The organism is Streptomyces sp. NPDC049887, assembly GCF_040656535.1.
Classification (GTDB): domain Bacteria; phylum Actinomycetota; class Actinomycetes; order Streptomycetales; family Streptomycetaceae; genus Streptomyces.
The window spans coordinates 15,484-37,760 of the sequence record NZ_JBFAMM010000011.1 but is presented as its reverse complement, the minus strand read 5'-3'; the positions used below and the strand labels follow the sequence as shown (position 1 = coordinate 37,760).

At 71.3% G+C, this 22,277-nt stretch carries 20 protein-coding genes, 5 tRNA genes, 2 pseudogenes and 1 riboswitch; of the genes and pseudogenes, 16 read left to right on the top strand and 11 right to left on the bottom strand.

The annotated features are described in order from the left end of the window. Positions 1 to 343 precede the first annotated feature (343 nt). The 3 genes from AB0J10_RS15765 to AB0J10_RS15755 all read right to left on the bottom strand — a co-directional run bounded on the left by AB0J10_RS15765 (position 344) and on the right by AB0J10_RS15755 (position 2,759). On the bottom strand, positions 344 to 742 hold the full coding sequence (locus AB0J10_RS15765; RefSeq protein ID WP_363061835.1) for a hypothetical protein: 399 nt from the start codon (positions 740 to 742) through the stop codon (positions 344 to 346). A gap of 462 nt (positions 743 to 1,204) precedes the next feature. Continuing rightward, a complete protein-coding gene (locus AB0J10_RS15760; protein WP_363061833.1) occupies positions 1,205 to 2,443 on the bottom strand; it encodes a helix-turn-helix domain-containing protein in 1,239 nt (412 codons plus the stop codon). After that, a complete protein-coding gene (locus AB0J10_RS15755; protein ID WP_363061831.1) occupies positions 2,436 to 2,759 on the bottom strand; it encodes an antibiotic biosynthesis monooxygenase in 324 nt (107 codons plus the stop codon). Before AB0J10_RS15755 ends, AB0J10_RS15760 begins: the two co-directional genes overlap by 8 nt. A 195-nt stretch (positions 2,760 to 2,954) precedes the next feature. Between AB0J10_RS15755 and AB0J10_RS15750 the strand changes: the two genes are divergently transcribed. The 4 genes from AB0J10_RS15750 (at position 2,955) to AB0J10_RS15735 (ending at position 6,412) form a co-directional block, all read left to right on the top strand. Then, positions 2,955 to 3,209, top strand: coding sequence for a hypothetical protein (locus tag AB0J10_RS15750; RefSeq protein ID WP_363061829.1), 255 nt, complete (start codon positions 2,955 to 2,957; stop codon positions 3,207 to 3,209). Between the two features lie 56 nt (positions 3,210 to 3,265). Beyond that, the gene (locus AB0J10_RS15745) at positions 3,266 to 3,604 is read left to right on the top strand and encodes an XRE family transcriptional regulator (protein WP_363061827.1); all 339 of its coding nucleotides are present in this window, start codon (positions 3,266 to 3,268) and stop codon (positions 3,602 to 3,604) included. Between the two features lie 178 nt (positions 3,605 to 3,782). After that, positions 3,783 to 5,219 carry a replication initiator protein RepSA gene (gene repSA, locus AB0J10_RS15740; protein ID WP_363062100.1) on the top strand — a complete coding sequence of 479 codons (1,437 nt, stop codon included), beginning with the start codon at positions 3,783 to 3,785 and terminating at the stop codon, positions 5,217 to 5,219. Between the two features lie 56 nt (positions 5,220 to 5,275). Continuing rightward, the gene (locus tag AB0J10_RS15735; RefSeq protein WP_363061825.1) at positions 5,276 to 6,412 is read left to right on the top strand and encodes a site-specific integrase; all 1,137 of its coding nucleotides are present in this window, start codon (positions 5,276 to 5,278) and stop codon (positions 6,410 to 6,412) included. Between the two features lie 90 nt (positions 6,413 to 6,502). Here the strand turns inward: AB0J10_RS15735 and AB0J10_RS15730 are convergent. From AB0J10_RS15730 to AB0J10_RS15715, 4 genes are all read right to left on the bottom strand, one after another. Continuing rightward, positions 6,503 to 6,576 (bottom strand) — tRNA-Phe (locus AB0J10_RS15730). A gap of 21 nt (positions 6,577 to 6,597) precedes the next feature. Beyond that, positions 6,598 to 6,672: transfer RNA gene (locus tag AB0J10_RS15725), tRNA-Asp, on the bottom strand. 46 nt (positions 6,673 to 6,718) lie between these two features. Then, positions 6,719 to 6,791, bottom strand: a tRNA-Glu gene (locus AB0J10_RS15720). A gap of 80 nt (positions 6,792 to 6,871) precedes the next feature. Further along, positions 6,872 to 8,428: a metallophosphoesterase gene (locus tag AB0J10_RS15715; protein ID WP_363061823.1), complete on the bottom strand. Its 1,557-nt coding sequence runs from the start codon at positions 8,426 to 8,428 to the stop codon at positions 6,872 to 6,874. A 71-nt stretch (positions 8,429 to 8,499) separates the two neighbouring features. Here AB0J10_RS15715 and AB0J10_RS15710 point away from each other — a divergent pair, with 71 nt between their 5' ends. From AB0J10_RS15710 to AB0J10_RS15680, 7 genes are all read left to right on the top strand, one after another. Beyond that, positions 8,500 to 8,850 carry a metallopeptidase family protein gene (locus tag AB0J10_RS15710; protein ID WP_199800681.1) on the top strand — a complete coding sequence of 117 codons (351 nt, stop codon included), beginning with the start codon at positions 8,500 to 8,502 and terminating at the stop codon, positions 8,848 to 8,850. A gap of 139 nt (positions 8,851 to 8,989) precedes the next feature. Further along, on the top strand, positions 8,990 to 9,484 hold the full coding sequence (locus AB0J10_RS15705; protein WP_363061821.1) for a CrcB family protein: 495 nt from the start codon (positions 8,990 to 8,992) through the stop codon (positions 9,482 to 9,484). After that, on the top strand, positions 9,481 to 9,843 hold the full coding sequence (crcB, locus tag AB0J10_RS15700; RefSeq protein ID WP_363061819.1) for a fluoride efflux transporter CrcB: 363 nt from the start codon (positions 9,481 to 9,483) through the stop codon (positions 9,841 to 9,843). Before AB0J10_RS15705 ends, crcB begins: the two co-directional genes overlap by 4 nt. Before the next feature lie 156 nt (positions 9,844 to 9,999). Beyond that, on the top strand, positions 10,000 to 10,584 hold the full coding sequence (locus AB0J10_RS15695; RefSeq protein WP_363061817.1) for a hypothetical protein: 585 nt from the start codon (positions 10,000 to 10,002) through the stop codon (positions 10,582 to 10,584). 431 nt (positions 10,585 to 11,015) lie between these two features. After that, on the top strand, positions 11,016 to 13,202 hold the full coding sequence (locus AB0J10_RS15690) for a DEAD/DEAH box helicase (RefSeq protein WP_363061815.1): 2,187 nt from the start codon (positions 11,016 to 11,018) through the stop codon (positions 13,200 to 13,202). A gap of 119 nt (positions 13,203 to 13,321) precedes the next feature. Continuing rightward, positions 13,322 to 13,936, top strand: coding sequence for a hypothetical protein (locus AB0J10_RS15685; RefSeq protein ID WP_363061813.1), 615 nt, complete (start codon positions 13,322 to 13,324; stop codon positions 13,934 to 13,936). A 324-nt stretch (positions 13,937 to 14,260) separates the two neighbouring features. After that, positions 14,261 to 14,333: transfer RNA gene (locus tag AB0J10_RS15680), tRNA-Lys, on the top strand. A 431-nt stretch (positions 14,334 to 14,764) separates the two neighbouring features. Here AB0J10_RS15680 and AB0J10_RS15675 read toward each other — a convergent pair. Beyond that, positions 14,765 to 14,959 (bottom strand): annotated as a pseudogene (locus tag AB0J10_RS15675) (SAM-dependent methyltransferase); the annotation flags it as partial. Next, positions 14,959 to 15,401 (bottom strand): annotated as a pseudogene (locus AB0J10_RS15670) (IS5 family transposase); the annotation flags it as partial. The pseudogenes AB0J10_RS15670 and AB0J10_RS15675, both read right to left, overlap by 1 nt. A gap of 237 nt (positions 15,402 to 15,638) precedes the next feature. Between AB0J10_RS15670 and AB0J10_RS15665 the strand changes: the two are divergent. The 5 genes from AB0J10_RS15665 to AB0J10_RS15645 all read left to right on the top strand — a co-directional run bounded on the left by AB0J10_RS15665 (position 15,639) and on the right by AB0J10_RS15645 (position 19,790). Further along, entirely contained in the window at positions 15,639 to 15,839 is a 201-nt protein-coding gene (locus tag AB0J10_RS15665) for a DUF5988 family protein (RefSeq protein WP_138054425.1), read from the top strand. A 163-nt stretch (positions 15,840 to 16,002) separates the two neighbouring features. Continuing rightward, positions 16,003 to 16,076: transfer RNA gene (locus tag AB0J10_RS15660), tRNA-Met, on the top strand. Positions 16,077 to 16,211: 135 nt separating this feature from the next. Beyond that, positions 16,212 to 16,964, top strand: coding sequence for a MerR family transcriptional regulator (locus AB0J10_RS15655; RefSeq protein ID WP_363061811.1), 753 nt, complete (start codon positions 16,212 to 16,214; stop codon positions 16,962 to 16,964). 210 nt (positions 16,965 to 17,174) lie between these two features. Next, positions 17,175 to 18,314: a PP2C family protein-serine/threonine phosphatase gene (locus AB0J10_RS15650; protein WP_363061809.1), complete on the top strand. Its 1,140-nt coding sequence runs from the start codon at positions 17,175 to 17,177 to the stop codon at positions 18,312 to 18,314. Between the two features lie 306 nt (positions 18,315 to 18,620). Next, positions 18,621 to 18,756, top strand: a riboswitch (cyclic di-AMP (ydaO/yuaA leader). 11 nt (positions 18,757 to 18,767) lie between these two features. Beyond that, positions 18,768 to 19,790: a M23 family metallopeptidase gene (locus AB0J10_RS15645; protein WP_363061807.1), complete on the top strand. Its 1,023-nt coding sequence runs from the start codon at positions 18,768 to 18,770 to the stop codon at positions 19,788 to 19,790. A gap of 223 nt (positions 19,791 to 20,013) precedes the next feature. On the opposite strand, the gene AB0J10_RS15640 is transcribed toward AB0J10_RS15645, so the two are convergent. Next, a complete protein-coding gene (locus tag AB0J10_RS15640) occupies positions 20,014 to 21,351 on the bottom strand; it encodes a PrsW family intramembrane metalloprotease (protein WP_363061805.1) in 1,338 nt (445 codons plus the stop codon). 74 nt (positions 21,352 to 21,425) lie between these two features. Further along, positions 21,426 to 22,238: a tRNA (guanosine(46)-N7)-methyltransferase TrmB gene (gene trmB, locus AB0J10_RS15635; protein ID WP_363061803.1), complete on the bottom strand. Its 813-nt coding sequence runs from the start codon at positions 22,236 to 22,238 to the stop codon at positions 21,426 to 21,428. Positions 22,239 to 22,277 lie beyond the last annotated feature (39 nt).

Here is a 22,277-nt window from a genome sequence, read left to right as displayed (position 1 = left end):
TTCCGGGCACGGGGCGGGGGCTGCGCGGCTGCCGAGGGGTGCCGCGGGACGGCGTCGGTCGGTCCCACGAGAGGCGTGAGGCAGGAGGGACCGATCCGACCCGTCGGCGTACCGGTCGGCGGGGCCGACATGAGGAAAGCCCCCGCCGATCGTCTCGGCGGGGGCTTCTGCCCTGCTAGGGCTGCGGTGGCTGGGGCCGGGGTCGAACCGGCGACCTTCCGCTTTTCAGGCGAGTTGATCGTGCGGAGTGGATCGGTCTTCGCCCCGACAACGGCCAACGTCGACAGCCCGTGACATACCGCTGCGTACCGTGGCGTCCGTTGCCGTTGCCGTCAGACTGCCGTCAGCGAGCTTGGTGGATCCGGTTCTGTTCGGCGGCCTGGTCGCGAGCGTCGAAGTGCCGCACCTGGTGCCACCAGCGGCCGTGGTCGTAACCGTCGCAGTGGTTGAACTCGTGGGCCGTACTGCGTAGCCGCTGCCACTCGCGCACGATCGCTGCCCGCTGCCACGTGTTGGGCCGCTCCGCCGCGATCAGTGTGCGCAGGAACCCGGCTGAGTCACTGATCAGGCGAAGCAGGGACCGCATCGCGAACGAAGTCTCGCCAGTCTCGCCAACCCCGTCGCATACCCGCTCCAGCTGTACGTAGAGGAAAGCCTCCAGGGCGCGGACGTCCTCGGGCGTGAGGTCTTCGGCGTAGGTGAGGGTGCGCTCGGGCGGGTTCTGACCAGTGTTGGCATCCACGGAGGCACGGTATCGCGAGGTCGGTGGAGCGGCTTTGGGCTGGAGCTGCCATGGGGCGAGAGATCGGGGCCCGTACGCTGGTCGCGAATCGGGCAGTCTGTGGACCTGCCCGCAATAGCCCGATGTGGGCCCCGATCTTCGAGGCTCGCCCCATGGTGGCTGCGTAAAGCCGTGGAGCCGACCGTCCCAGCCACGGATTTGTTCTCACCTGTGGTGTCGCACTCCCCCTGCCCCGGCCTGGTCTTTCGCCCCCTTTGTGGGCGCGGGCGGGCGATGGCGCGCGGTCCCGGTGGCGGAGACATGGAGGGAGCCGGGCGGCGGCGTCCGGCCGGCGCCGCCGCGCTGTGCGCGGCACCTCTGATCTCTGCATCAGACTGCTTGCAGTTCCAGGAGGCCGGGATCATCGGCGAGCGAAGCGAGCACTTGATCGAGGTAGAGAAACCTGTAACAGATCCGGATCGGCTATCCGATGGCCATGCGTTCGGCGAGCTCCGTCAAGGGCTGAGGGACTCGGCGCCCTGAGAGCTGCACGAGATCGCGGACGACTTCACGGGAGAAGTGGTGCGAGTGGATCTGTTCGGGTGCCAGCTTCTCGGCCTCGAGCAATGCGGCTACGGCCTCGCCGACGTGTCGCCGCTGCGCGTGTGCCCGCGCCACATCAAGCAGGAAACGGGCCTGACGCTCCGAGGAGAGTCCGCGGGGGTCGACGTTCTCGGCGACATCGAGCGCGTGTCCTGCGTCCCCGAGATCCACGGCGGTGGCAACGGCGTGCAGCTCGACGTTGGTCGGTCCGAACTCGGTGTCGAAGTCGTTGCGGTCCTCGCCGAGTCGGGACGCGATCGTGCGGGCTTGCTCGATGTGGTGATGCGTCGCTGCGCGGTGCCCCTCCCTTGCGTTGATGACCGCAAGGACCAGGTTCATCGCGCCGAGGAGCGACAACTCTTCAGGGGGGCAGTCGGGTGCCTCGGCGCGAGGGCCCAGCACCTTCACGGCTGAGGTGGCGGCGTGCTCGGCTTGCTCGGTGCGCTGCTGCCTGATGAACGCGTGCGCCATGCGAAAGAGGCTCGCGACGACCTCCAGCGGCTGCCCCGCGAGTTCGGCCGCTTGAAGGGCCCGATCGGCCGCGACCCATGCCGCATCCGCCTCGTCCTGGCGAACGAAGGCGGCCGCTGCGACCTGGTAAGCACGCGCCCTCAGCGTGTGGAGCTCCTGGCGGTCGCCCGCCGGCGCGTGACGTACGGCTGCCTCGATGCTCGGCAGTAGTTCGGAGAGCCGGTTGCTGAGAGCCGCGTACTTCGACGCGTGGGCCAGATCCCATACTGCGTCGACCTGGGGTCGCAGCTCGTCCGGCGTCGCGGTCGTGCCTTCCTGCGGCCCGTCGAAGAGGCTGCCGAGAGCAGGGTGACCGGTCAGCGCAACTCGCAGAGCGTCAAGGTCATTGCTGACGGGCTGCTGTGCCTGTTCGGGCTCCTGCTCTGGGGTCCCCGCGTCTGGCCGAACGTCGCGCACGGACACGCCCAGCGCGTCGGCCAGGGCCTGAAGAACGGACAGTCGCTCGACGGGCTGTACGCCGCGCTCGACCTGGGAAACCCAGCTCTCTGAACGATCCATCGCCGTGGCGAGATCGCTCTGCGACATGCCCGCACTGCGGCGTAGTTCCTTGATCCGTTGCCCGGTCGCTCGGGGATCTGTGTCAGCCACCGTTGGCCTCGGTGGGGTACTTGCCCGCGAACGGCGTCATGCGATCGACCTCGGTCTTCGTCACGTACTTGTTCCGCTCGGCCAGGAAGTGACGGGTGTGCTCCTGGCGCTCGTGCTCCTCGAACGCCGCGTGGTCCCGGTAGAGCTCGAAGAAGATCCGCTCGTTGGGGGCTCCCTCGACGGTGTGGCAGGCGTAGACGAGCGTGCCGGGCTCCTTCGCCTCGATCGCTGCGGTGGTCTTGCGCACCAGGGTGTCGAAGTCGGCTGCCGCGCCGTCCCTGAGCGTAAAGCGAACAAGAAGCCCGAAGTTGCTCATCTTTCCTCCTCTGACGTTGCCTATCAGCATCGCAGAATCAGAGATTCACTGCTACTCGCAGTTCTTCTGTTGACTCGCAGATTTCCTGCGAGTAGCTTCGGGTTATCGCTCCACTACACAAGATCGCCCCGGGCGGTGTGCTCTCTGCCAAGATCACGACACCGTCCGGGGCTTCCCACTAGGGGAGGTCCCATCATGCCCGTGACGCTCTACGTCTCGCAGCCGGCACCGCTATCCGCGCCGTTGTCCCGGACGGATGAGGGTGTGGTCTACCAGCCCGTGCTCTGTCAGGCGTGCGGTTCCGCCCCCAGCTGGGGCTGGATGAAGGTGGACGGCCTCGGCGTCCTGGTCCACGACACCGAGGACCGCGAACGCTGCCCGGTGGCCGTGCCGTTCGTCTGGGAGACCGGCAAGCCCGTGTCCGCCTCGGTTGAGGCGGTGGCCGCGTGAGCGCATCCATCGTTCCGCTCACGGATACGCCTGTCGCCCCTGTGCAGCCTGCTCGGGTGCCGCTGCGGGCTCCGGACACTCCCCTGGGCCGTGCACGGCTGGCGCGGGGCTGGTCTCAGCACAAGGTCGTCCGGGCCCTGGTACTCCTGGCCGGGCACTGGGGCTGGGAGATCGCTGCGGAGTCCTCACTGAAGGTGCAGATGTCGCGCTGGGAGAACGGCGCGGTGCATCCGGGCCCCTCGTGTCAGGTGCTGCTCTGTGCAGTCCTGCGAGCCACCCCGGATGACCTGGGCTTCACCCGTGCTACCGGCACGGCCGCGCTCGCCGATCGGGTCGCCTCGCTGGAAACGCTGGTGGACAGGCTCGCCGCCCAACTCAAGGGGGTGGCCGCGTGAACGCCGCCGACACCGTAGTGACGGTCCTGGTCCCGGCCACCGACGTCCCGGCCTCCTCTGCGGCCGTGTGTGGTGGGTGCTTCGGCTGGGGTTTCGTCTGGGTCGAGGTCGCTGCGGGTGAGCTGATGCCGGGCGCGGACTGCGTGGCCTGTCGGGGGACGGGGGTGTCCTGGTGACGATGCTTCCCGTCGCCCCGGCGGCTGTGGCCGGCACCGCGGCCGCTGTGGGGGTGGACCCGCTGACCCTGGTCGATCTGCTCCGCGTCGCCAACCAACCGGGTTTCGAGCGGTGGCGTGAGCAGGTCCGGCGTACCGGTGGCTGCTCGGACCCGATCCACTTGCAGGGCTGGACGATCACCAAGGACCGCACGACGGCCGAGACCCTGTACGCCTATTCGACGCAGGCGGAGCCGGGCGGCCGGTTACGGGTGGCCTGCGGCAACCGCCGCGCATCCCGCTGCCCTTCCTGCGCGTGGACGTATGCGGGGGACACCTACCACCTGATCCGGGCCGGGATCACCGGCGACGAACGCAAGGACGTCCCCACCACCGTCCGCGACCACCCGCGGGTGTTCGCCACCCTCACCGCCCCCTCCTTCGGCCCGGTCCACAACCGGCCCACCGCCGGGCGCTGCCGCTGCGGCACCCTCCACCAGGACGACGACCCAGTCTTGGGCACGGCGCTGGACCCGGCCCGGTACGACTACGCGGGGGCGGTGCTGTGGAACAACCACGCCGGGCAGTTGTGGCAGCGGTTCACGATCTACCTGCGCCGGGAGATCGCCGCCCGCGCCGGATTCTCCCAACGCGCCCTGGCGGACGCCTGCCGGGTCTCCTTCGGCAAGGTCGCCGAATTCCAAAAGCGCGGGGCCGTGCACTTCCACGCTGTCGTGCGGCTCGACGGTCCGGACGGCCCCGACACCGAACCCCCGACCTGGGCCACCGTCCCCCTGTTGGACGACGCGATCCGCGCTGCTGCCGCCCGCGTCCGGGTCCTGGTCCCGCCCGCCGGCACCCACCCGGAACGCGAACTGCGCTGGGGCACCCAGGTCGACGTCCAGCCCATCGGCGCCCTCGGGCACGAGGAACTGACCGAACAGGCCGTGGCCGCCTATGTCGCCAAGTACGCCACCAAGGCCGCCGAAACGACCGGCACCGTGGATCGGCGGATCGGGGAGCTGCGCGAGCTGGACCGCCTCGAGCTGCCCGACCACACCCGCCGCCTCATCCAAGCCTGCTGGGACCTCAACCCCGACTATCCCGACCGGCTGCTGGCGCGCTGGTCTCACATGCTCGGCTTCCGCGGCCACTTCTCCTCCAAGTCCCGCCGCTACTCCACCACCCTCGGCGCGCTCCGCCAGGTCCGCGCCGACTACCGCGCCCGCCAGGAACGCCAGGCTCGCGGGCTGCCCGACATCGACCCCGATACCGAGGAGGGCTCCACCCTGACACTCGCCCACTGGACCTACGCCGGACACGGCCACAGCCCCGGCGAATCCTGGCTCGCCCAGACCATCGCCAACGAGATCCAGCAGAACCGCGAACTGGGCCGGGAACTCCGCGCCGAGCTTGATGACCTTGGAAGGGAGGAAGCATGGGCCGCCGTACCCGCCTGAACGGTGAGGGCACTGTCACCCTGCGCAAAGACGGCCGGTGGGAGGCTGCGGCCTACGTGCCTACCTCGGCTGGGACGCTCAAGCGCAAGCGCCAGTACGGCCGCACTCGCGCTGAGGCGTACGCCAAGCTGGTCAGGATGCTGGAGCAGGCCAACCGAGGCATTCCGGTGGCCGACAAGTCGTGGACGGTCGGGGAGTACCTGAGGTACTGGATCGAGCACGTTGTGACCCCGCGCAGACGGCCCAAGACCGTGCTTGCCTATGAGTCGGCTGTCCGGCTGTACCTGATACCGCTGATCGGGAACAAGCGGCTGGAACGGCTTGCCCCCAAGGACGTGCTTGCCCTGCTTGGTCGCCTGCGTCAGGTTTGTCTCTGCTGCGCACGGAAGCTCGACGCCCGGCGCGCCGAAGAGGTCCAGTGCTGTTCCCGCGGCAAGTGCTGCGATCGTCGTCTCTCCGTCCGCATGGTGCAGCTCGTGCACGCCGTGCTTCGCAACGCCCTTCAGAACGCCGTGCGCGAAGAGCTGGTCTCGCGCAACGTCGCCAAGCTCGTCCAGGTGGAGGGACCGAACTACGCCCGCGGCAAGGGGCTCGACCCCGTGCAGGCCCGTGAGCTCCTGGTGATTCTGCGGAACGAGCGGCTCTACGCGCTGTACCTGTTGGCCCTCACCCTCGGACTCCGCAAGGGGGAGCTCCTCGGTCTTCAGTGGGATGCGGTGGATCTCGACAAAGGAGAGCTCACGGTCCGGCGCTCACTCCAGCGGATCAACGGGGAACTGGTCTCCGCCGCACCCAAGACGCGGTACTCGCTCCGCACGATCCCCCTGCCGGCCTTCGCAGTGGACGCGCTGTGCCTCCGGCGACAACAGCAGGAGGAGGAGCGCGGCGCCTGCGGTGACGAGTGGCTTGACTCGGGGCACGTCTTCACGACCGTCGTCGGCTCGCCGGTGGATCCGAGGAATCTCAACCGGCACTGGTACGCCACCCGGAGGCGGGCAGGGCTCGACGGCTACCGCTTCCATGATCTACGTCACTCGTTCGTCTCGCTGCTGCTCGACCTCGGAGTCGCCCCGCACATCGTGCGCGAGATCGCCGGGCACAGCGATCTTCAGGTCACCCTGGGCGTCTACGCCCACGCCTCCACGGACGAGAAGAGGAAGGCATTGACCCAGCTCAGCAAGCTGTTCCAGTGAGCGGCACTGCCGTCGTACTGCCGTCAGGACGCCAATACAAAACCCCCGCCGATGATCTCGGCGGGGGTTTCTGCCCTGGTAGGGCTGCGGTGGCTGGGGCCGGGGTCGAACCGGCGACCTTCCGCTTTTCAGGCGGACGCTCGTACCAACTGAGCTACCCAGCCATGCGACTCGATGAGTCGCAGCGGTCCTGACGGGATTTGAACCCGCGGCCTCCACCTTGACAGGGTGGCGAGCACTCCAAACTGCTCCACAGGACCAGAGGTGATGCATTGTGCGAGAGCAAGTCTCGCACACGGTGATGCGTGCCCCCAACGGGATTCGAACCCGTGCTACCGCCTTGAAAGGGCGGCGTCCTGGGCCACTAGACGATGAGGGCTAAGGGCCCACCTGGGCGCTTAGCAGCGCGTCGGGGACGTGAGAAGCATATGGGATGCGGGGACCTATCGCCAAAACGGTTTACGAGGCAGGGGAGGGCAGACCCGTCGGGGGCGGTGTCCGGGGTGCGTCCGGGCCCTGCGGCGGAGGCGCCTTGGCCAGGTGGCGGCTGACCTCGGCCGTCGTGAGGCCCAGTCCGCCGAGGGTGATCTCGTCCCAGGCCTGGAGGGTCCGTGTGTCGCGGTCGAGGTAGAGCACGGAGGTGCGGACCTTCTCCGGCTCCTCGCGCTCGACCGCCCGGAGGCCGCCGCCGCCCGTGGAGCCCTCGATCTTGAGACGGGTGCCGAGCGGGAGGATCTCGGTGTCCCGCCGGTGGACGTGGCCCGCCAGGACCAGCGGCACCTCGCCGTCGGTCTCGCGTGCGGCGACGGGGTTGTGGGCGACCGCGATGTCGACCGGGGTGCCGGCCGCGCTCTGGTCGCGCAGGGCCGAGGCGAGCCGGATGCCGGCCATGCGCTCGGCGGGATCGCCCGCGGGGACCGTCGAGCGGTCAGGGGTGAACTGGGGATCGCCGGTGCCCGCCACCCGCAGACCGCCCACCGTCACCGCGCGGCCCTCGTCGAGGACGTGGACGTTCTTCAGGCGCTGGAGATAGCGCTGGGTCACGGGCGAGTCGTGGTTGCCGCGCACCCAGACGTAGGGCGCGCCCAGGTCCGGGATCGGGTCGAGGAAGGTGTTCTCCGCCGCCGTGCCGTGGTCCATGGTGTCGCCGGAGTCGATGATCACATCGATGTCGTACTGCTCCACGAGCGAGCCGATGATGTGCCACGAGGCCGGGTTGAGGTGGATGTCGGAGACGTGCAGCACGCGCATGGTGCCCGGGTCCGGCTGGTAGACCGGCAGCGTGGAGGTGGCTTCGTACAGCTTGGTGACGTTGGTGACCAGGCGGGCCAACTCCTTCTGGTAGACGTCGAATTCGGTGACGATCGAACGCGCGTTGCCGACGACCGAGGGAGCACTGCTCAGCAGGCCGGAGAACCTGGGCTCAAGGACCGACTTGGGGTTCCAGGTGGCCCATGCGCTCACTCCGGAGGCGGCCAGCAGCGCGAGGGCCAGGCCGCCTGCGGCGAGGGCCCGGCGCGGGCGGCGGTAGACGACGAGGCCGAGGGCCGTGGCGCCGGAGACCACGGCGACGCAGGAGCGCAGGGCGAGCTCGCGTGTGCCGTCCGTGACGTCCTGGCCGATCTCCTCCTGGAGTCCGGCGAGACGCTCGGGGTGCTCCACGAGTGCCTGGGAGCGGATGGGGTCGAGTCGGTCGATGTCGACGTCGAGCCGGATCGGCGCGGTGTGCGAGTCGAGGTCGAGGGCGCCGAGCGGCGAGACGTTGATCTTCGTGCCGCCGGAGAGGGACGGGCGGAGCGCCATGCTCGTGTCCACGGGTCCCACCGGGGTGCGGACGGCTCCCACCACCAGCAGACCCAGCCATGCCCCCAGCAGGACGACGGCGACGAGCCCGAAGGCGCGGCCGTACGGATGAGGCCTGTGGACCAGGGCGCTGACGGGGGTCGTGTGGTGGGACCGGTAGTGGCGCTCGAGGCGGACGAGGCCGGCATGGAGGAGTTCGTGAGCGCGGGCCATTGGTCGCGTATGCCCGCGTCCGCGCGGGGCTATGCCGACCGGCGGGGGCGCGTGTGCGTGACAATGGCCGGGTGCTGGAGATGACGCGCGAGGAGTTCGAGGAACTGGTCGCCGAGGCGCTGGACAGGATCCCGCCCGAGCTGACACGTCTGATGGACAACGTCGCCGTGTTCGTCGAGGACGAACCCGACCCGTCCGACCCCGAGCTGCTCGGGCTCTACGAGGGAACTCCGCTCACGGACCGCGGGGAGTGGTACGCGGGCGTGCTGCCGGACCGGATCACGATCTACCGCGGGCCGACGCTGCGGATGTGCGAGTCGCGCGAGGACGTGGTCGAGGAGACCGAGATCACGGTCGTCCACGAGATCGCGCACCACTTCGGGATCGACGACGAGCGGCTGCACGCACTGGGTTACGGGTGAGGCCGGGAGCCGTGCCGCTGAGGGGGCCGGGGCGGCGGACCGCGCCGCTGTCGGGCCCTGGAGCGGGTCAGGGCCCCCCAGCCGTGCCGTCGACGCGGCCGGGGCGGGCGGTCGTGCCGTCGACGGGGCCGGGGCGCCGATGAGTGGGCACTCGCACCCCCCTTCGCACGGCCGCCGTTCGGAGGCGATCGACCCGGACGTCGACCTCCATGTGCCGGCTCAGCGCATCGAGACCGAGGGGCCCCGGAAGTGGAAGGTCCTCTCGGTGGTCGCGGCCGGCGGGGCGATCGGGGCGTCGGCGCGGTACGGGGTGTCGCAGCTGTGGCCCTCGGTCTGGGGGACGTTCGCCGTCAACGCGTTCGGCTGCCTGCTCATCGGGGTGCTGATGGTGCTGGTGAGCGAGCGCGATGTCGTCGCACGTCCGCTCGTGCGGCCGTTCGTCGGCGTCGGGTTGCTGGGCGGTTTCACCACCTTCTCGGCGTACGCCCTCGACTTCGCCCGGCTGTTGGAACTCCACCGGGCGGGCACCGCGCTGCTGTACGCCGCCGTGACGCTCGCCGGGGCCCTGGGAGCGGTGTGGCTGGGGGCGTCGGCGGCGCGCCGGCTGGTGGACCGGCGGAGGGCGGCTCGGTGAACTGGGTGCTGGTCGTGGTGGGTGCGATGGTGGGCGCCCCGCTGCGCTATCTGATGGACCGTGCGATCCAGCTGCGCCACGACTCGGTCTTCCCGTGGGGCACGTTCGTGGTCAACGCCTCGGGCAGCTTCCTCCTCGGCCTGCTGGCCGGCGCCTCGGTCGCGTCGGGCGGTTACGCGCTGCTCGGCACGGGGCTGTGCGGCGCCCTGACGACGTACTCCACCTTCTCGTACGAGACGCTGCGGCTGGCCGAGCGGGGCCGGCTGTTCCTGGCGCTGGCGAATGTGGCCGGGTCGGTGCTGGTGGGGCTGGGGGCGGTGGTCCTCGGGGCCGATCTGGCGGGGGGCTTGGCGCGTTGAGGGCCGTCAGGCGGTCCCCGTGCGCCCACCGGGGATCGCCTGACGGCCCTCATGCCCGGTTCGGCGGCGACGCCGTGCGGAAGCGCGGGGCGTGTCCCTTGCGGGGCTCGGGGAGTTGGGCAGGGAAACCGCGTCCTGTGCCCCGGAGGTGCCACCGTGCGCCAGCTGTCCGCCCCCGGCCGTTGTGCCGTCTGGTTCGCCACCGCACTGGCCGTCGCGGCCTCCGCCGGCTGTGTGAGCGTGAGCGACGACGCCGACGGTCCGGTGCCGGCGAAGTCGCCGCAGCGGCCCGGTGCCGCCGCCGAACCGGACGGCGGCGGGGGAGCGCCTGGCGGTTCCGGCGGTCGGGGCCGGACGGGCATGGGCGGTACGGAGCCCTCCGGCGGCGGGTCCAGGAGTGCGGGTGCGGACGTGTCGGCGAGCCCGGGCGTCTCCGCGGCGCCGCCGGCCTCGCCCCCCAAAGGTGCGGGTGGCGCCAAGCCGCCGTCCCCCCAGCGGCCGACGCCGCCCCCGGGCGGGCCGACGCCGCCCGCCGAGCCGACGCCCCCGGCCGAGACGACGCCGCCCGCCGAGCCGACGCCGTCGGGCCCCGATCCCGGACCCACCGGAGAGCCGACCGATCCGCCGACGGAGTCACCGGCCGCGGAGACCCAGATGGGCGCGATGCGGGAGGCCGTCGACACGCACGGGAAGGGGTTCGGCGCGGAGCCGGAGGCGTCACCCCAGATGGCACCCGTGTGACGGTGGCCGAGGCGGGGCGGGGACGCGAGCGGGGTTCCCGGGAGCACCGGAGCAAGCCGATGCGGACGCCCCACCCGGCACGGCACGTGCACCCGGCGCACGTGCCCGGACGGGGAGCACGGAACGCGGGACACCAGTCGGACCTCCAGATCGTTCGGGATGTCCGCAGTGGTCATGTGTGGGCCAAAGGCCCACATCTGCTCATCTGGATGGAGCGGTGTGACGAGCGACGCACCCGAGCGGTTTGCCTTGAGCCGGGGAGGGTGCGTATGGTGGTAGATCGTTTGATCCCATTTGCCCGGCGCCACCACCGAAGCGCGCCGCGTGTGGCGCGTACTCTCCCTTGCCGTGGCTGACCGCATCGAGGCGGTCGAATTGCGAAACACGGAGTTTGGGCGCGTGCCGAGACTCCGGAAGGTTTCGCATTTCGCATGTCCATTTCCAGTTCTGACCGTGCCGTCCTGCCCGAGAACGACGAGATCGTCGAGGCCGGGAACACCGGGAGCACCGACGGCGCGCACGTCACCGACGAGGCCGCCGACGCCGCCGGGACGTCCGAGGCGCCCGAGGTGACCTTCGGCGACCTGGGCCTCCCCGAGGGCGTCGTCCGCAAGCTCGCCCAGAACGGTGTCACCGTCCCGTTCCCGATCCAGGCCGCGACCATCCCGGACGCCCTGGCCGGCAAGGACATCCTCGGCCGTGGCCGCACCGGCTCCGGGAAGACCCTCTCCTTCGGGCTGCCGCTGCTCGCCACCCTGGCCGGCGGCCACACCGAGAAGAAGAAGCCCCGCGGCGTCATCCTCACCCCGACCCGTGAGCTGGCCATGCAGGTCGCCGACGCGCTCCAGCCGTACGGCGACGTCCTCGGCCTGAAGATGAAGGTCGTCTGCGGCGGTACGTCCATGGGCAACCAGATCTACGCCCTGGAGCGCGGTGTCGACATCCTCGTCGCGACCCCGGGCCGGCTGCGGGACGTCATCAACCGCGGCGCCTGCTCCCTGGAGTCCGTCCGGATCGCCGTCCTCGACGAGGCCGACCAGATGGCCGACCTGGGCTTCCTGCCCGAGGTCACCGAGCTGCTCGACCAGATCCCCGAGGGCGGCCAGCGCCTGCTGTTCTCCGCGACGCTGGAGAACGAGATCGACAGCCTGGTCAAGCGCTACCTGGTCGACCCGGTGACGCACGAGGTCGACCCGTCCGCGGGTGCCGTCACGACCATGACCCACCACGTCCTGGTCGTGAAGCCCAAGGACAAGGCGCCGGTCACGGCCGCCATCGCCGCCCGCAAGGGCCGCACCATCATCTTCGTCCGCACCCAGCTGGGCGCGGACCGCGTCGCCGAGCAGCTGCGGGACGCCGGAGTGCGCGCGGACGCGCTGCACGGCGGTATGACGCAGGGCGCCCGCACACGCACGCTCGCCGACTTCAAGGACGGCTACGTGAACGTGCTGGTCGCGACCGACGTCGCCGCCCGCGGTATCCACGTCGACGGCATCGACCTGGTCCTGAACGTGGACCCCGCCGGTGACCACAAGGACTACCTGCACCGCTCGGGCCGCACCGCGCGCGCCGGCCAGTCCGGCACCGTCGTCTCGCTGGCGCTCCCGCACCAGCGCCGCCAGATCTTCCGGCTGATGGAGGACGCGGGCGTCGACGCCTCGCGCCACATCGTCGGCGGTGCCGGCGTGTTCGACCCGGAGGTCGCCGAGATCACCGGCGCCCGTTCGCTGACCGAGGTCCAGGCGGACTCCGCGAGCAACGCCGCGAAGCAGGCCGAGCGCGAGGTCGACCAGCTCACCAAGCAGCTGGAGCGCCTGCAGCGCCGTGCCGTCGAGCTGCGCGAGGAGGCCGACCGCCTCGTCGCCCGTGCGGCGCGTGAGCGGGGCGAGGACCCGGAGGCCGCGGTCGCCGAGGCCGCGCAGGCGGCGGAGGCCGAGGTCCAGGCGGTCGCCGAGGCGTCCGTACCGGAGCAGCCGGTGCGTGAGGCCCGTGAGGAGCGTCCGGTCCGCGAGTTCCGTGAGCGCCGCGACGAGCGGGGCAACTTCGACCGCCGGGAGCGCCGGGACAACGACCGCGGGGACCGCGGTTTCGAGCGCCGTGACGACCGCGGTGGCTTCCGTCGTGACGACCGTCGGGACAACGACCGCGGTGGCCGTTCCTTCGAGCGGCGTGACAACGACCGTCCGTTCAACCGCGACCGCCGGGAGAACGACCGCGGTGGCTTCCGTCGGGAGAACGACCGCGGTGGCTTCCGTCGGGACAACGACCGCGGTGGCCGTTCCTTCGAGCGGCGTGACAACGACCGCCCGTTCAACCGCGACCGCCGGGACAATGACCGCGGTTTCGAGCGCCGTGACGACCGCGGTGGCTTCCGTCGTGACGACCGTCGGGACAACGACCGCGGTGGCCGTTCCTTCGAGCGCCGCGACCACCGCGCCGGCAGCGACCGTCCGTTCAACCGCGACCGCCGCGACGACCGCCCCTCGGGCGGCGGCTTCCGCTCCGGCGGACACGACCGCCCGTACGGCCGCCGTGACGACCACCGCGGCGGTTCGAACTCCGGCTCCTTCGGGGGCGGTCGCCGTGACGACAAGCCGCGCTGGAAGCGCAACGGCTGACGCCGGCGCCAAGCCCTGACGAACGGGCCCGTACGCACCTCGGTGCTGTACGGGCCCGTTCGCTTTGAACGGGTTCGCTTTGAACGGTTTCGATTCCCCTTTCACCGCTGGTGAGGCCGGTGTTCAGGTCGGCGCACTCGCACGGAGGGTGGCTGGGGGTCCCTCTCGCCAGCGTCGCCGCGCAGGCCGGCGCCCGTTCGTGCTGCGGCCGGCGGACGAGCAGGGCCGTCGCCCCTGACGGCTCCGTCCTGATCGCCGGGGCGACCACCGCCCCCGCGCAGGGCGACGTCGACTGGGCCGTGCACCGCATCCTGCCCAAGGCGGACGGGAGCCTGGAGACGCGCCGACTCGCGACGGTCGAGCCGATGCCCGCGCACATCTACGGACTCTCCCTCGGCAGCGGCATCCTCACCACTGCCGACGACAGCACGCTGTTCCAGCCGTTCACCAACTTCGGTGCGTACCGCGGCACCTGGCTGAACGCCACGGGCGAGCCGCGGGCCGTCCGTACCACGGTGGACGGCCTGGTGAGCGGAAGGGACACCGACTGCTCCAGCGGGAGCACGGCCGAGCGCTGCGTCACGATGTGGGCGAGCGGCGACGGCTTCCACGGCCGGGGGAACGGCACGGAGTCCGGCCTCACCATGCTGTTCGAGAACGGCCGGGCGAACTGGGGCCCGCGCGTCACCCGAACGGGTCCGAAAGGGCTTCCGCGATCAGCGCGGCCGCCGTGACGCTTCCCGGTTTCTCTTGGGGGCGGCACGGCCAGGGGGATCAGGGCTCGTGTTCCCGCGCGGCGCGCCCGTGCCCAACGGGCCAACTCGGTTCATCCCGTTCGGCCGCAGCGACGGCGGCCGGCCGGGGAACCGGTGTCCCGACCGGCGCCCACCGGCGTGCGCCGCACCGCACGCCCTCCGGCGCACACCCGCTCGCCGTATCCCGCCGACCAGCGCGCACATGCTCGGCAGGACGTGCTTTCCACTCGTGACGACAGCCGGCGAGGGATACCCGATCGGATACCGGGCGCCGTACGGCTATGCTCGGGGATGACTCGCCGAGGGCCGTTAGCTCAATTGGCAGAGCAGCGGACTTTTAATCCGTTGGTTGTGGGTTCGAGTCCCACACGGCCTACTCGCTCAGCACCTGGTCGGGGATCATCCGGCCGGGTGCTGATCTCGTCGGAGTCGGGCATATCGGGCACGCGCTGCCCCCTGCTGGCCCGAAGTGCCAACGATCATGGTTGCCCGGGCAGGTCCCAACCGTCCATGCCTCCGCCGCGCCACTCGATGAACACCGAGTCCGCCAGATCGAACTGGCCGGGATCAGCGCCCGCTTGCGCATGAACTCGACGACGTCTCGTGGGATATGCGCGCGGCCGGCGGTCAGCCCGTCGATGCGTACCCGTCGGTGCCCGTCGTCGTCCGGTAGGTAAACGACCACGAGTGGAGGGATGGGCATGGCTTCAGCGTGCGCTCCCGCCCGAGGCCGGGCACCTGGGTAGGGCCGTCCGGGCATGAGAAGCCCCGGCCCGCCGACGGGGGAGAGCGGGCCGGGGCGCTGCGCTACGCCTGGGCGCGGACGAGGAGTGTGCCGATGTGCCCGGCCTCCGGCGCATCGAGGATCTGGGCGTCGACGTCGCGGAAGCCGGCTCGCTGCAGCATGGTCGTCCACCTGTGGGGCGGGTAGGTGTACCGGTAGGTGTACATGGCCTTCACTGCGAAGCCGCCCTTGTACATGCCCTGCGGGCCGCAACTCCCAAGCGGCTGAAGCGCCTTTCCACGACGTTGCGCCTCTCGCAGACCGCCTTGTCGAACCTGGGCGGGCGGCCGCCCCGGCTGCCGCGCCCGGCCCGGTTGCGGATCTGGTCGGCTCGTTCAGGGATGGTGTGGGCGATGCCCCGCCGCCGTAGCCAGTTCCTGATGGCTTTGGATCTGTAGCCCCTGTCGCCGATGACGTGGGACGGCCCTGCACGAGGCCGGCCCAGGCCGGTGCCAGGCACCCGGATTGCGTCCATCACTGCGGTGAACTGGGTGCAGTCGTTGGTGTTCCCGCCAGTGATGACGAAGGCCGGCGGCCGCCCGAGGATGTCGCAGGCCAGGTGGATCTTGCTGGTCAGCCCGCCTCTCGAGCGGCCGAGTGCCGGGCTGCGGAGCCCCCTTTTCGGGCCCCGGCCGCGTGCTGGTGGGCTCGCACGACCGTGGGTCGTGGCCCGCGGAGGGGAGGCTGGGGCGCTCGGCGGGTTCGGGGGCGGGGGCGCCGTCGCGGCGGCAGCCGAGGGCGTCCGGGGCGTCGGGCGGGGGCTGGAGGCCGTACCCGTCGAGGCAGGTCCACCGCGCCTCCGCCCGCGCCCGCCGGTGCTCGTCGGTGGGGCGCCCGGACGAGGTGATCGGCGCCGCGGGAGTGCGGGGTGGTCCCGGGAGGGGGAAGACTGGAGGTATGGCTAGCAAGGCACGCCTCGAGGGCGGGCCGGACGATCTGCGGGGGCAGGTCGTGCCGATCACCCCTCCGGGGCAGGAGCTGAAGATCCCGCATCGCGGCGGCTACGAGCACTTCAAGGCCACGACCCGCCACGAGGACGCCCCCGAGGGGCGGCTGACCGTCTACGAGTGGTGGGAACGTACCGAGGTGGCGGAGTAGTCGCAGGTCGGCGGGCTGGAGAGAGCCGAGGCGGACGGATCTGCCGCCCCGGAAAGGAGCCCCTTTGCGTGGTTGCTGACGGTTTCGGGGTGCACCCGGCGGCGTGCCGGGCGATCAAATGGAATTGATCTTGCTCCGCATGGCGTAAGGTGGTGTTCACCGACGCGGGGTGGAGCAGCTCGGTAGCTCGCTGGGCTCATAACCCAGAGGTCGCAGGTTCAAATCCTGTCCCCGCTACTGAAGGCCGAGGGCCCGGAACCACATGGTTCCGGGCCCTCGGTGCGTTTGCCGTCAGGGCCGCCGATGCCCGTTCCACGGCCCGGCCCCTTTCCCCTTGACCTTTACGCAACGTCAAGATCTAGCGTTCCGGGCATGGAGTGGTCCATCCAGGAAATCGCCAGGAAGGCCGGCACGACGAGCCGCACGCTTCGTCACTACGGGGAGCTCGGCCTCCTCCTGCCGAGCCGGATCGGCAGCAACGGCTACCGCTACTACGACCAGGAAGCCCTGGTCCGGCTGCAGCGGATCCTGCTGCTGCGGGAGCTGGGCCTCGGCCTGCCCGCGATCGCGCGGGCCCTGGAGGGCCAGCGGGACACGGCCACCGCACTGCGCACGCATCTTCGGCTGCTGGAGCAGGAGCGGGAACGCATCGGGCGTCAGATCGCCTCGGTGCGGACCACTCTCGACCGGACGGAGAAAGGGGAGGAACTGATGGCGGAAGAGGTCTTCGACGGCTTCGACCACACCCAGTACAAGGAGGAGGTGACCGAGCGCTGGGGCGGGGAGGCGTACGACAAGGGCGACCGCTGGTGGCGCTCGCTGAGCGTGCGGGAGAAGCGGGACTTCCAGGACCGTCAGGTCGCGATCGCACGTGACTTCGGGCAGGCTCTGAAGGACGGGCTCGCGCCGGACAGCGACGAGGTCCAGGACATCGCCCGGCGGCACTGCGAGTGGCTGTCGGTGACGACCACCCCCACCAGGTCGTACGTGATCGGACTGGGCGAGATGTACGTCGCCGACCCGCGCTTCACGGCCACCTACGACCGGCACGGCGAGGGCACCGCGGTCTTCGTCCGGGACGCGCTGAAGGTCTACGCGGAGCGCCGTCTCGGCGACGGCCGGTGACCTCGCCGGCGGTCACCCGGGCCGGCGACCGGTCGCCCGGTGCGGCGCCGCCACCGGGAGGGCCCCCTGGTGACCGTCCGCCGGCGCGGCGCTGCCGCGGGCTCGGCCGGTTGGCCGATGGCGACTCGTGGAGCGGCGCGGCGGCCGCCAGCCTGGATGGGGCGCGGTACCGTCCGCGCCCCTGGCACGGACCCCGGCAGGAGACCACTGGTGCGGCATCGACAATCCGGCGAGGGGCAGCAGCGGAACGGTGGCCGTCGCGTCATCGCGGTACTCCCGTGGCTGCTGATCGTGGGCGGGGTCATCTACGACCTGGGAACACCGGACACGTTCACCGCGGCCCCCCTCTTCACCGCGGCGCCGCTGATCGCCGCGCCCTTCTTCTCGATGCTCTACACACTGGCCACCGGGGTGGCGGCCTGCGCGGCGGTGACCGGCATGCACATCTACAGTGACAGGCTCCAGAGGGCCCCGGCCGTCACCGAGTTGCTGACCGTGTTCACCGTCTCCGTACTGGCCCTCTTCATCAACCGGATCGTGCGGCGCAGCGGTGAGCGCCTCGCGTCGGCCCGCGTCGTCGCGGAGGCCGCGCAGCGGGCCGTGCTGCCCACGCCGGACGAGCGGATCGACGGCCTGCGGATCGCCGCCCGGTACGAGGCGGCCGAGCAGGACGCGTTCATCGGCGGGGACCTGTACGCCGCGCAGAGGACCCCGTACGGGGTGCGGCTGATCGTGGGCGACGTGCAGGGGAAGGGCCTGGGCGTGGTCGGGACGGTCGCCCTGGTGCTGGGCGCCTTCCGGGAGGCCGCCGAGCAGGAGGACTCGCTGGCGGGGGTGGCGCAGCGGCTGGAGCGGGCGCTCGCACGGGAGGGCGCGTGGGATTCCGGCTTCGGCGCCGTCGAGGGCTTCACCACCGCCGTGCTCGCCGAGATCCCGCGTGACGGCGGGCGGATCAGGATCGTGAACCGGGGACATCCGCCGCCGCTGCTGCTCGGGGCGGACGGCGCACTGCTCGTGCTGGATCCGCCCGAGCGGGCGCTGCCTCTGGGGCTGGGTCTCGGAACCTGGCCGGACCGGACGTCGGAGACCCCCTATCCGCCCGGTGGCACGCTTCTCCTCTACACCGACGGCCTGTCCGAGGCACGGGACGCGCACGACGTCATGTACGACCCGCGCCGGCGGCTGGGCGGCCGGGTCTTCGCCGGCCCGGAGGAACTGCTGGACGTGGTCGTCGCCGATGTGCGACGGCACACGGGAGGGGCGGCGACGGACGACATGGCGCTGCTCGCGGTCACCCGGGAGGAGGAGCGCCGGCCGCCGCGGCGCCGGGCGACGCCGGTCCAGCGGTGAGGGGCGGGGCGCCGTTCCGAGAAGCGGTTGGCTGTCGGTGTGGCATATGGGGTGTGAGGGTTGCCTGAGAGGCGTGATGCCACGGAGCGTGACCGAAGGGAAGCCCTCCGCATAACAAATGACGAACCATCAGAAGCGCTGGCCCGAGTGAGAGCCCATCAACTTGTCCGTTTCGGGGCTGTTGTTGCAGGTAAGTCCTGGCCAATGTCCTTAACGATCAGTCGGAACAGCTTGGAATCCGGGCTCGGTCTCTATTAACGTTCGATAACGCAGCGCGGTCGTCCCAGCCGTCGCCAGAGACGGCACCGTGCGCACGCGCCGAATCCCGCAAGGGAACCGGGGAACCAACTATTGGGGTGAATCGGGCACTTCGCGGTGCCCGTAGGAGACCTTCCTGCTCCGAACCCGTCAGCTAACCCGGTAGGCGAGAAGGAAGGAAAGGAGAACGCCTCCGTGGCGTCCAACGAGCCTGCCCTCCAGGAGCCCCCCACTGCGCAGTGGGTCCCCAGCGACCAGTGGGCTCCCGCCCCCGGGGCGGAGGAGTGGAACCCGACCGAGGAATCGGTCCGTCCCGTCCGTGGCAGGCACCGCGTCGTCAAGCAGCGCAACGCGCTCGCACGGAGCTCCACCGTCCTCGGTGTCGGCGTCATCGCCGCGGTCGGCGCGGGCGGCATGGCCACCGCCCAGGACAAGCCCGCGGTCTCCATTTCCCTTCCCGACGTCATCGCGGACAAACTCCCCGACGCCGAATCGCTGCCGGGCGTCGGCTCCCTGGTGTCGGACGACTCCGGCGACGAGGCCGTCGCGGACGGACCGCTCACCACGGTCGACACCGCGGTCCAGGGCGGTGACGCGGGCGAGGCCCTGCGCGCCCGGATCCTCCAGCAGGCCGAGCAGCAGCAGGTCAAGGCCGAGGCCGAGGCGCGGGTGGCCGCCGAGCAGGCCGCCGCGGAGCAGGCCGCCGCCGAGGCGAAGCAGCAGGCGACCCAGGCGGCCGAGGCCGCCGAGGCCGAGCGCAAGGCCGCGGAGGAGGCCGCCCGAAAGGCGGAGGCCGAGCGCCTCGCCAAGCTCGCCGCCGGCTACTCGCTGCCGACCTCGTCGTACACGCTGACGTCCACCTACGGGCAGGCCGGATCCATGTGGTCCTCCGGCTACCACACGGGTCTCGACTTCGCCGCGCCGACGGGCACCCCCGTCAAGGCCGTGCACGGCGGCACCATCAAGTCGGCCGGCTGGTCCGGTTCGTACGGCTACCGCATCGTGCTGGAGCTCGAGGACGGCACCGAGGTGTGGTACTGCCACCTGTCGTCGATGACCGTCGGCGTGGGGCAGAAGGTCTCCACCTCCGAGACCATCGGCCGCGTCGGCGCCACCGGCAATGTCACCGGCCCGCACCTCCACCTCGAGGTGCACACCCCGGGCGGCGACGGGATCGACCCCGCCGCGTGGCTGCGCGGCAAGGGCCTGTCCGTCTGATCCATCCGCACCGAGCCGCGTGCTCCGGAGGCGTTCGCACGGAGCCTGGTGCTCGCTTCGGCCCACATTCTTGCGGAGCCTCGTGCTCCGGCCGCGGCCCGGCGGGCGTCCCACCGACGCCCACCGGGCCGCCCGGCTGTGTCCTGCCCCGGCACCCCGCTCGCCGGCGTCCACGCCCCGCCGGGTGCCCCGCCCCGCGGGCGCGCCCCCGAGCCGGGGTGCGTCAGCCGCGATACGGGTTGAAGCCGCTGTAGTCCAGGTGCGGAGGGGGCTGCCAGGCGCGGCCCGTGGCACGGGCGGCGTACGTCAGGGCCGGGCCCGCGAGATCCCGGCGCTGCCACAGATGGTGCAGCAGTTCCTGCTCCCGCGCGATGAAGTCCGGCCCGGCCGTACCCCGCTCGGCCCGGTGGCGGAGGAAGGCCAGGGAGGTGGCGAACACCTCGTACTCCGAGACGGCGCGCGCGGCGGCGGCGCCGTGGGTGCGGCCCGCCAGATCGCGGGCCATCGTACGGGCCTTCATGGAGGACAGGGCGAGCGGCTCGGCGGGCGCCAGCCAGCCGGCCGCGGCATAGGCCGGCAGTTCCGCCGCGACCGTGCGCAGCTCACGCTGCCGGGACCACACCGCCAGCCAGGTCAGCAGACCGAAGGCGGGCACCATGAACGCCGCGTACACCGCGTAGAAGCCCAGAGGTCCGAAGATCCCCGAGCCGTTCCACAGGGCGTGCATGCCCATGGAGAGGAGCAGGCCGAGCACGGGCAGCAGGACCCTGCGGACCCTCCGGTCCCTCCGGTCCCGCGCGGTGGCGGCCGCCAGCCCGAAACCGATGCCCGTCAGCACCGTGAACAGCGGGTGCGCGAACGGAGACATCACGATGCGTACGAAGAACGTCGCGGCCGTGACGGAGGCGAAGCCGGAGGTCCCGAACTCCTGGTCCTCGCCGAAGGCGTTGCCGAGATAGAGGATGTTCTCGGTGAACGCGAAGCCCGTCGCCGTGAAACCGGCGACCACGACCCCGTCGACGAGGCCGGTGAAGTCCCGTCTCCGGAAGAGGAACAGCAGCAGCACCGCTGCCGCCTTGGCGGTCTCCTCGACCACGGGGGCGATGACGGTCGCACCGATCGTGTCCGCCTGCGTCGGGTCGGCCGTGGCCGTGGCTATCCACTGGGTCGCGAACGAGTTGGCGATGATCGCGACGAGGGCGGCCGCGCAGGCCCCCCAGGCGAAGGCGAAGACGAGGTTCCGCCAGGGCCCCGGCTCCACCCGGTCCAGCCAGCGGAACGCCCCCATCAGCAGGGGCACCGGCAGCACGGCGAGACCGAGCCCGACGAGGAAGCCCTCGGTGCCGGTCTGCTCGCGCACCAGCGCGAGGATCACCAGACCCGAGAGCGCCAGCAGGGTGATCAGTGCCCAGGCGCGTACGGCCTTGCTGCGCCAGAAGTCGCGGCGCGGCTTGTAGCGCCAGCGGGCGCGCTCCGGTACGGAGTCGAACAGCGGCCGCTCGTCGCACGCCGGGACGGCGGGGCGGGCGGCCGGATGCGGCTGCGGGGACCAGTCGGACACCAGACGACCCTAACGAGCGGCACGGACAACGCGCGACGGCGTTGGTGCCGTCGGGTGCACCGCACCCACCGGCGTCAGGCCGCCCGGCGCCGGAACAGGAGGTCGTGCACCACATGCCCCTTGTCGAGGCCCTGGCCCTCGAAGCGGGTCAGTGGGCGGAAGGCGGGCCTGGGCGCGTAGCCGCCGGCGGCCTCGGTGTTCTCGAAGTCCGGATGGGCGCCGAGCACCTCGAGCATCTGCTCGGCGTACGGCTCCCAGTCGGTCGCGCAGTGCAGGACCGCGCCCGGCTTCATCCGGCCCGCCGCCAGGGTCAGGAACTCCGGCTGGATCAGCCGGCGCTTGTGGTGGCGCTTCTTGGGCCAGGGGTCCGGGAAGTACACCCGCAGGCCGTCGAGCGAGGCCGGGGGCAGCATCTCGCGCAGCAGGATGATCGCGTCGCCGTTGGCCACCCGCACATTGCCCAGGCCCGCCCGCTCCGCCAGCCCGAGCAGATTGCCCTGGCCGGGGGTGTGGACGTCCACGGCGAGGATGCCCGTGGCCGGGTCGGCCGCGGCCATCCGTGCGGTCGCCTCGCCCATGCCGAAGCCGATCTCCAGGACGACCGGCAGTCCGCCGAACATCTCGTCCAGGTCGAGTGTGCGGAGCCCGTCGACGTCCAGCCCCCAGAGGGGCCAGAGGCGCCGCAGCGCGTCGCCCTGCCCGGCCGTCACCCGGCTCCGGCGCGGCTGGAAGCTGCGGATCCGCCGCTCGTGGTGCGAACCCGCGGGGTCGGCCGCGGGGCCGCCCGGGAACCGGGGCTCACCCTTCGGCCGTGCGGCGGTCGCGGTACGGGGGGCGTCCCCGCGCGGACCACCGGCGGTGACGTTCTCGAAGTCAGACACAGACACAATGACCTGATTGTACGGTGGCGGACGCCGGCCGAGGGC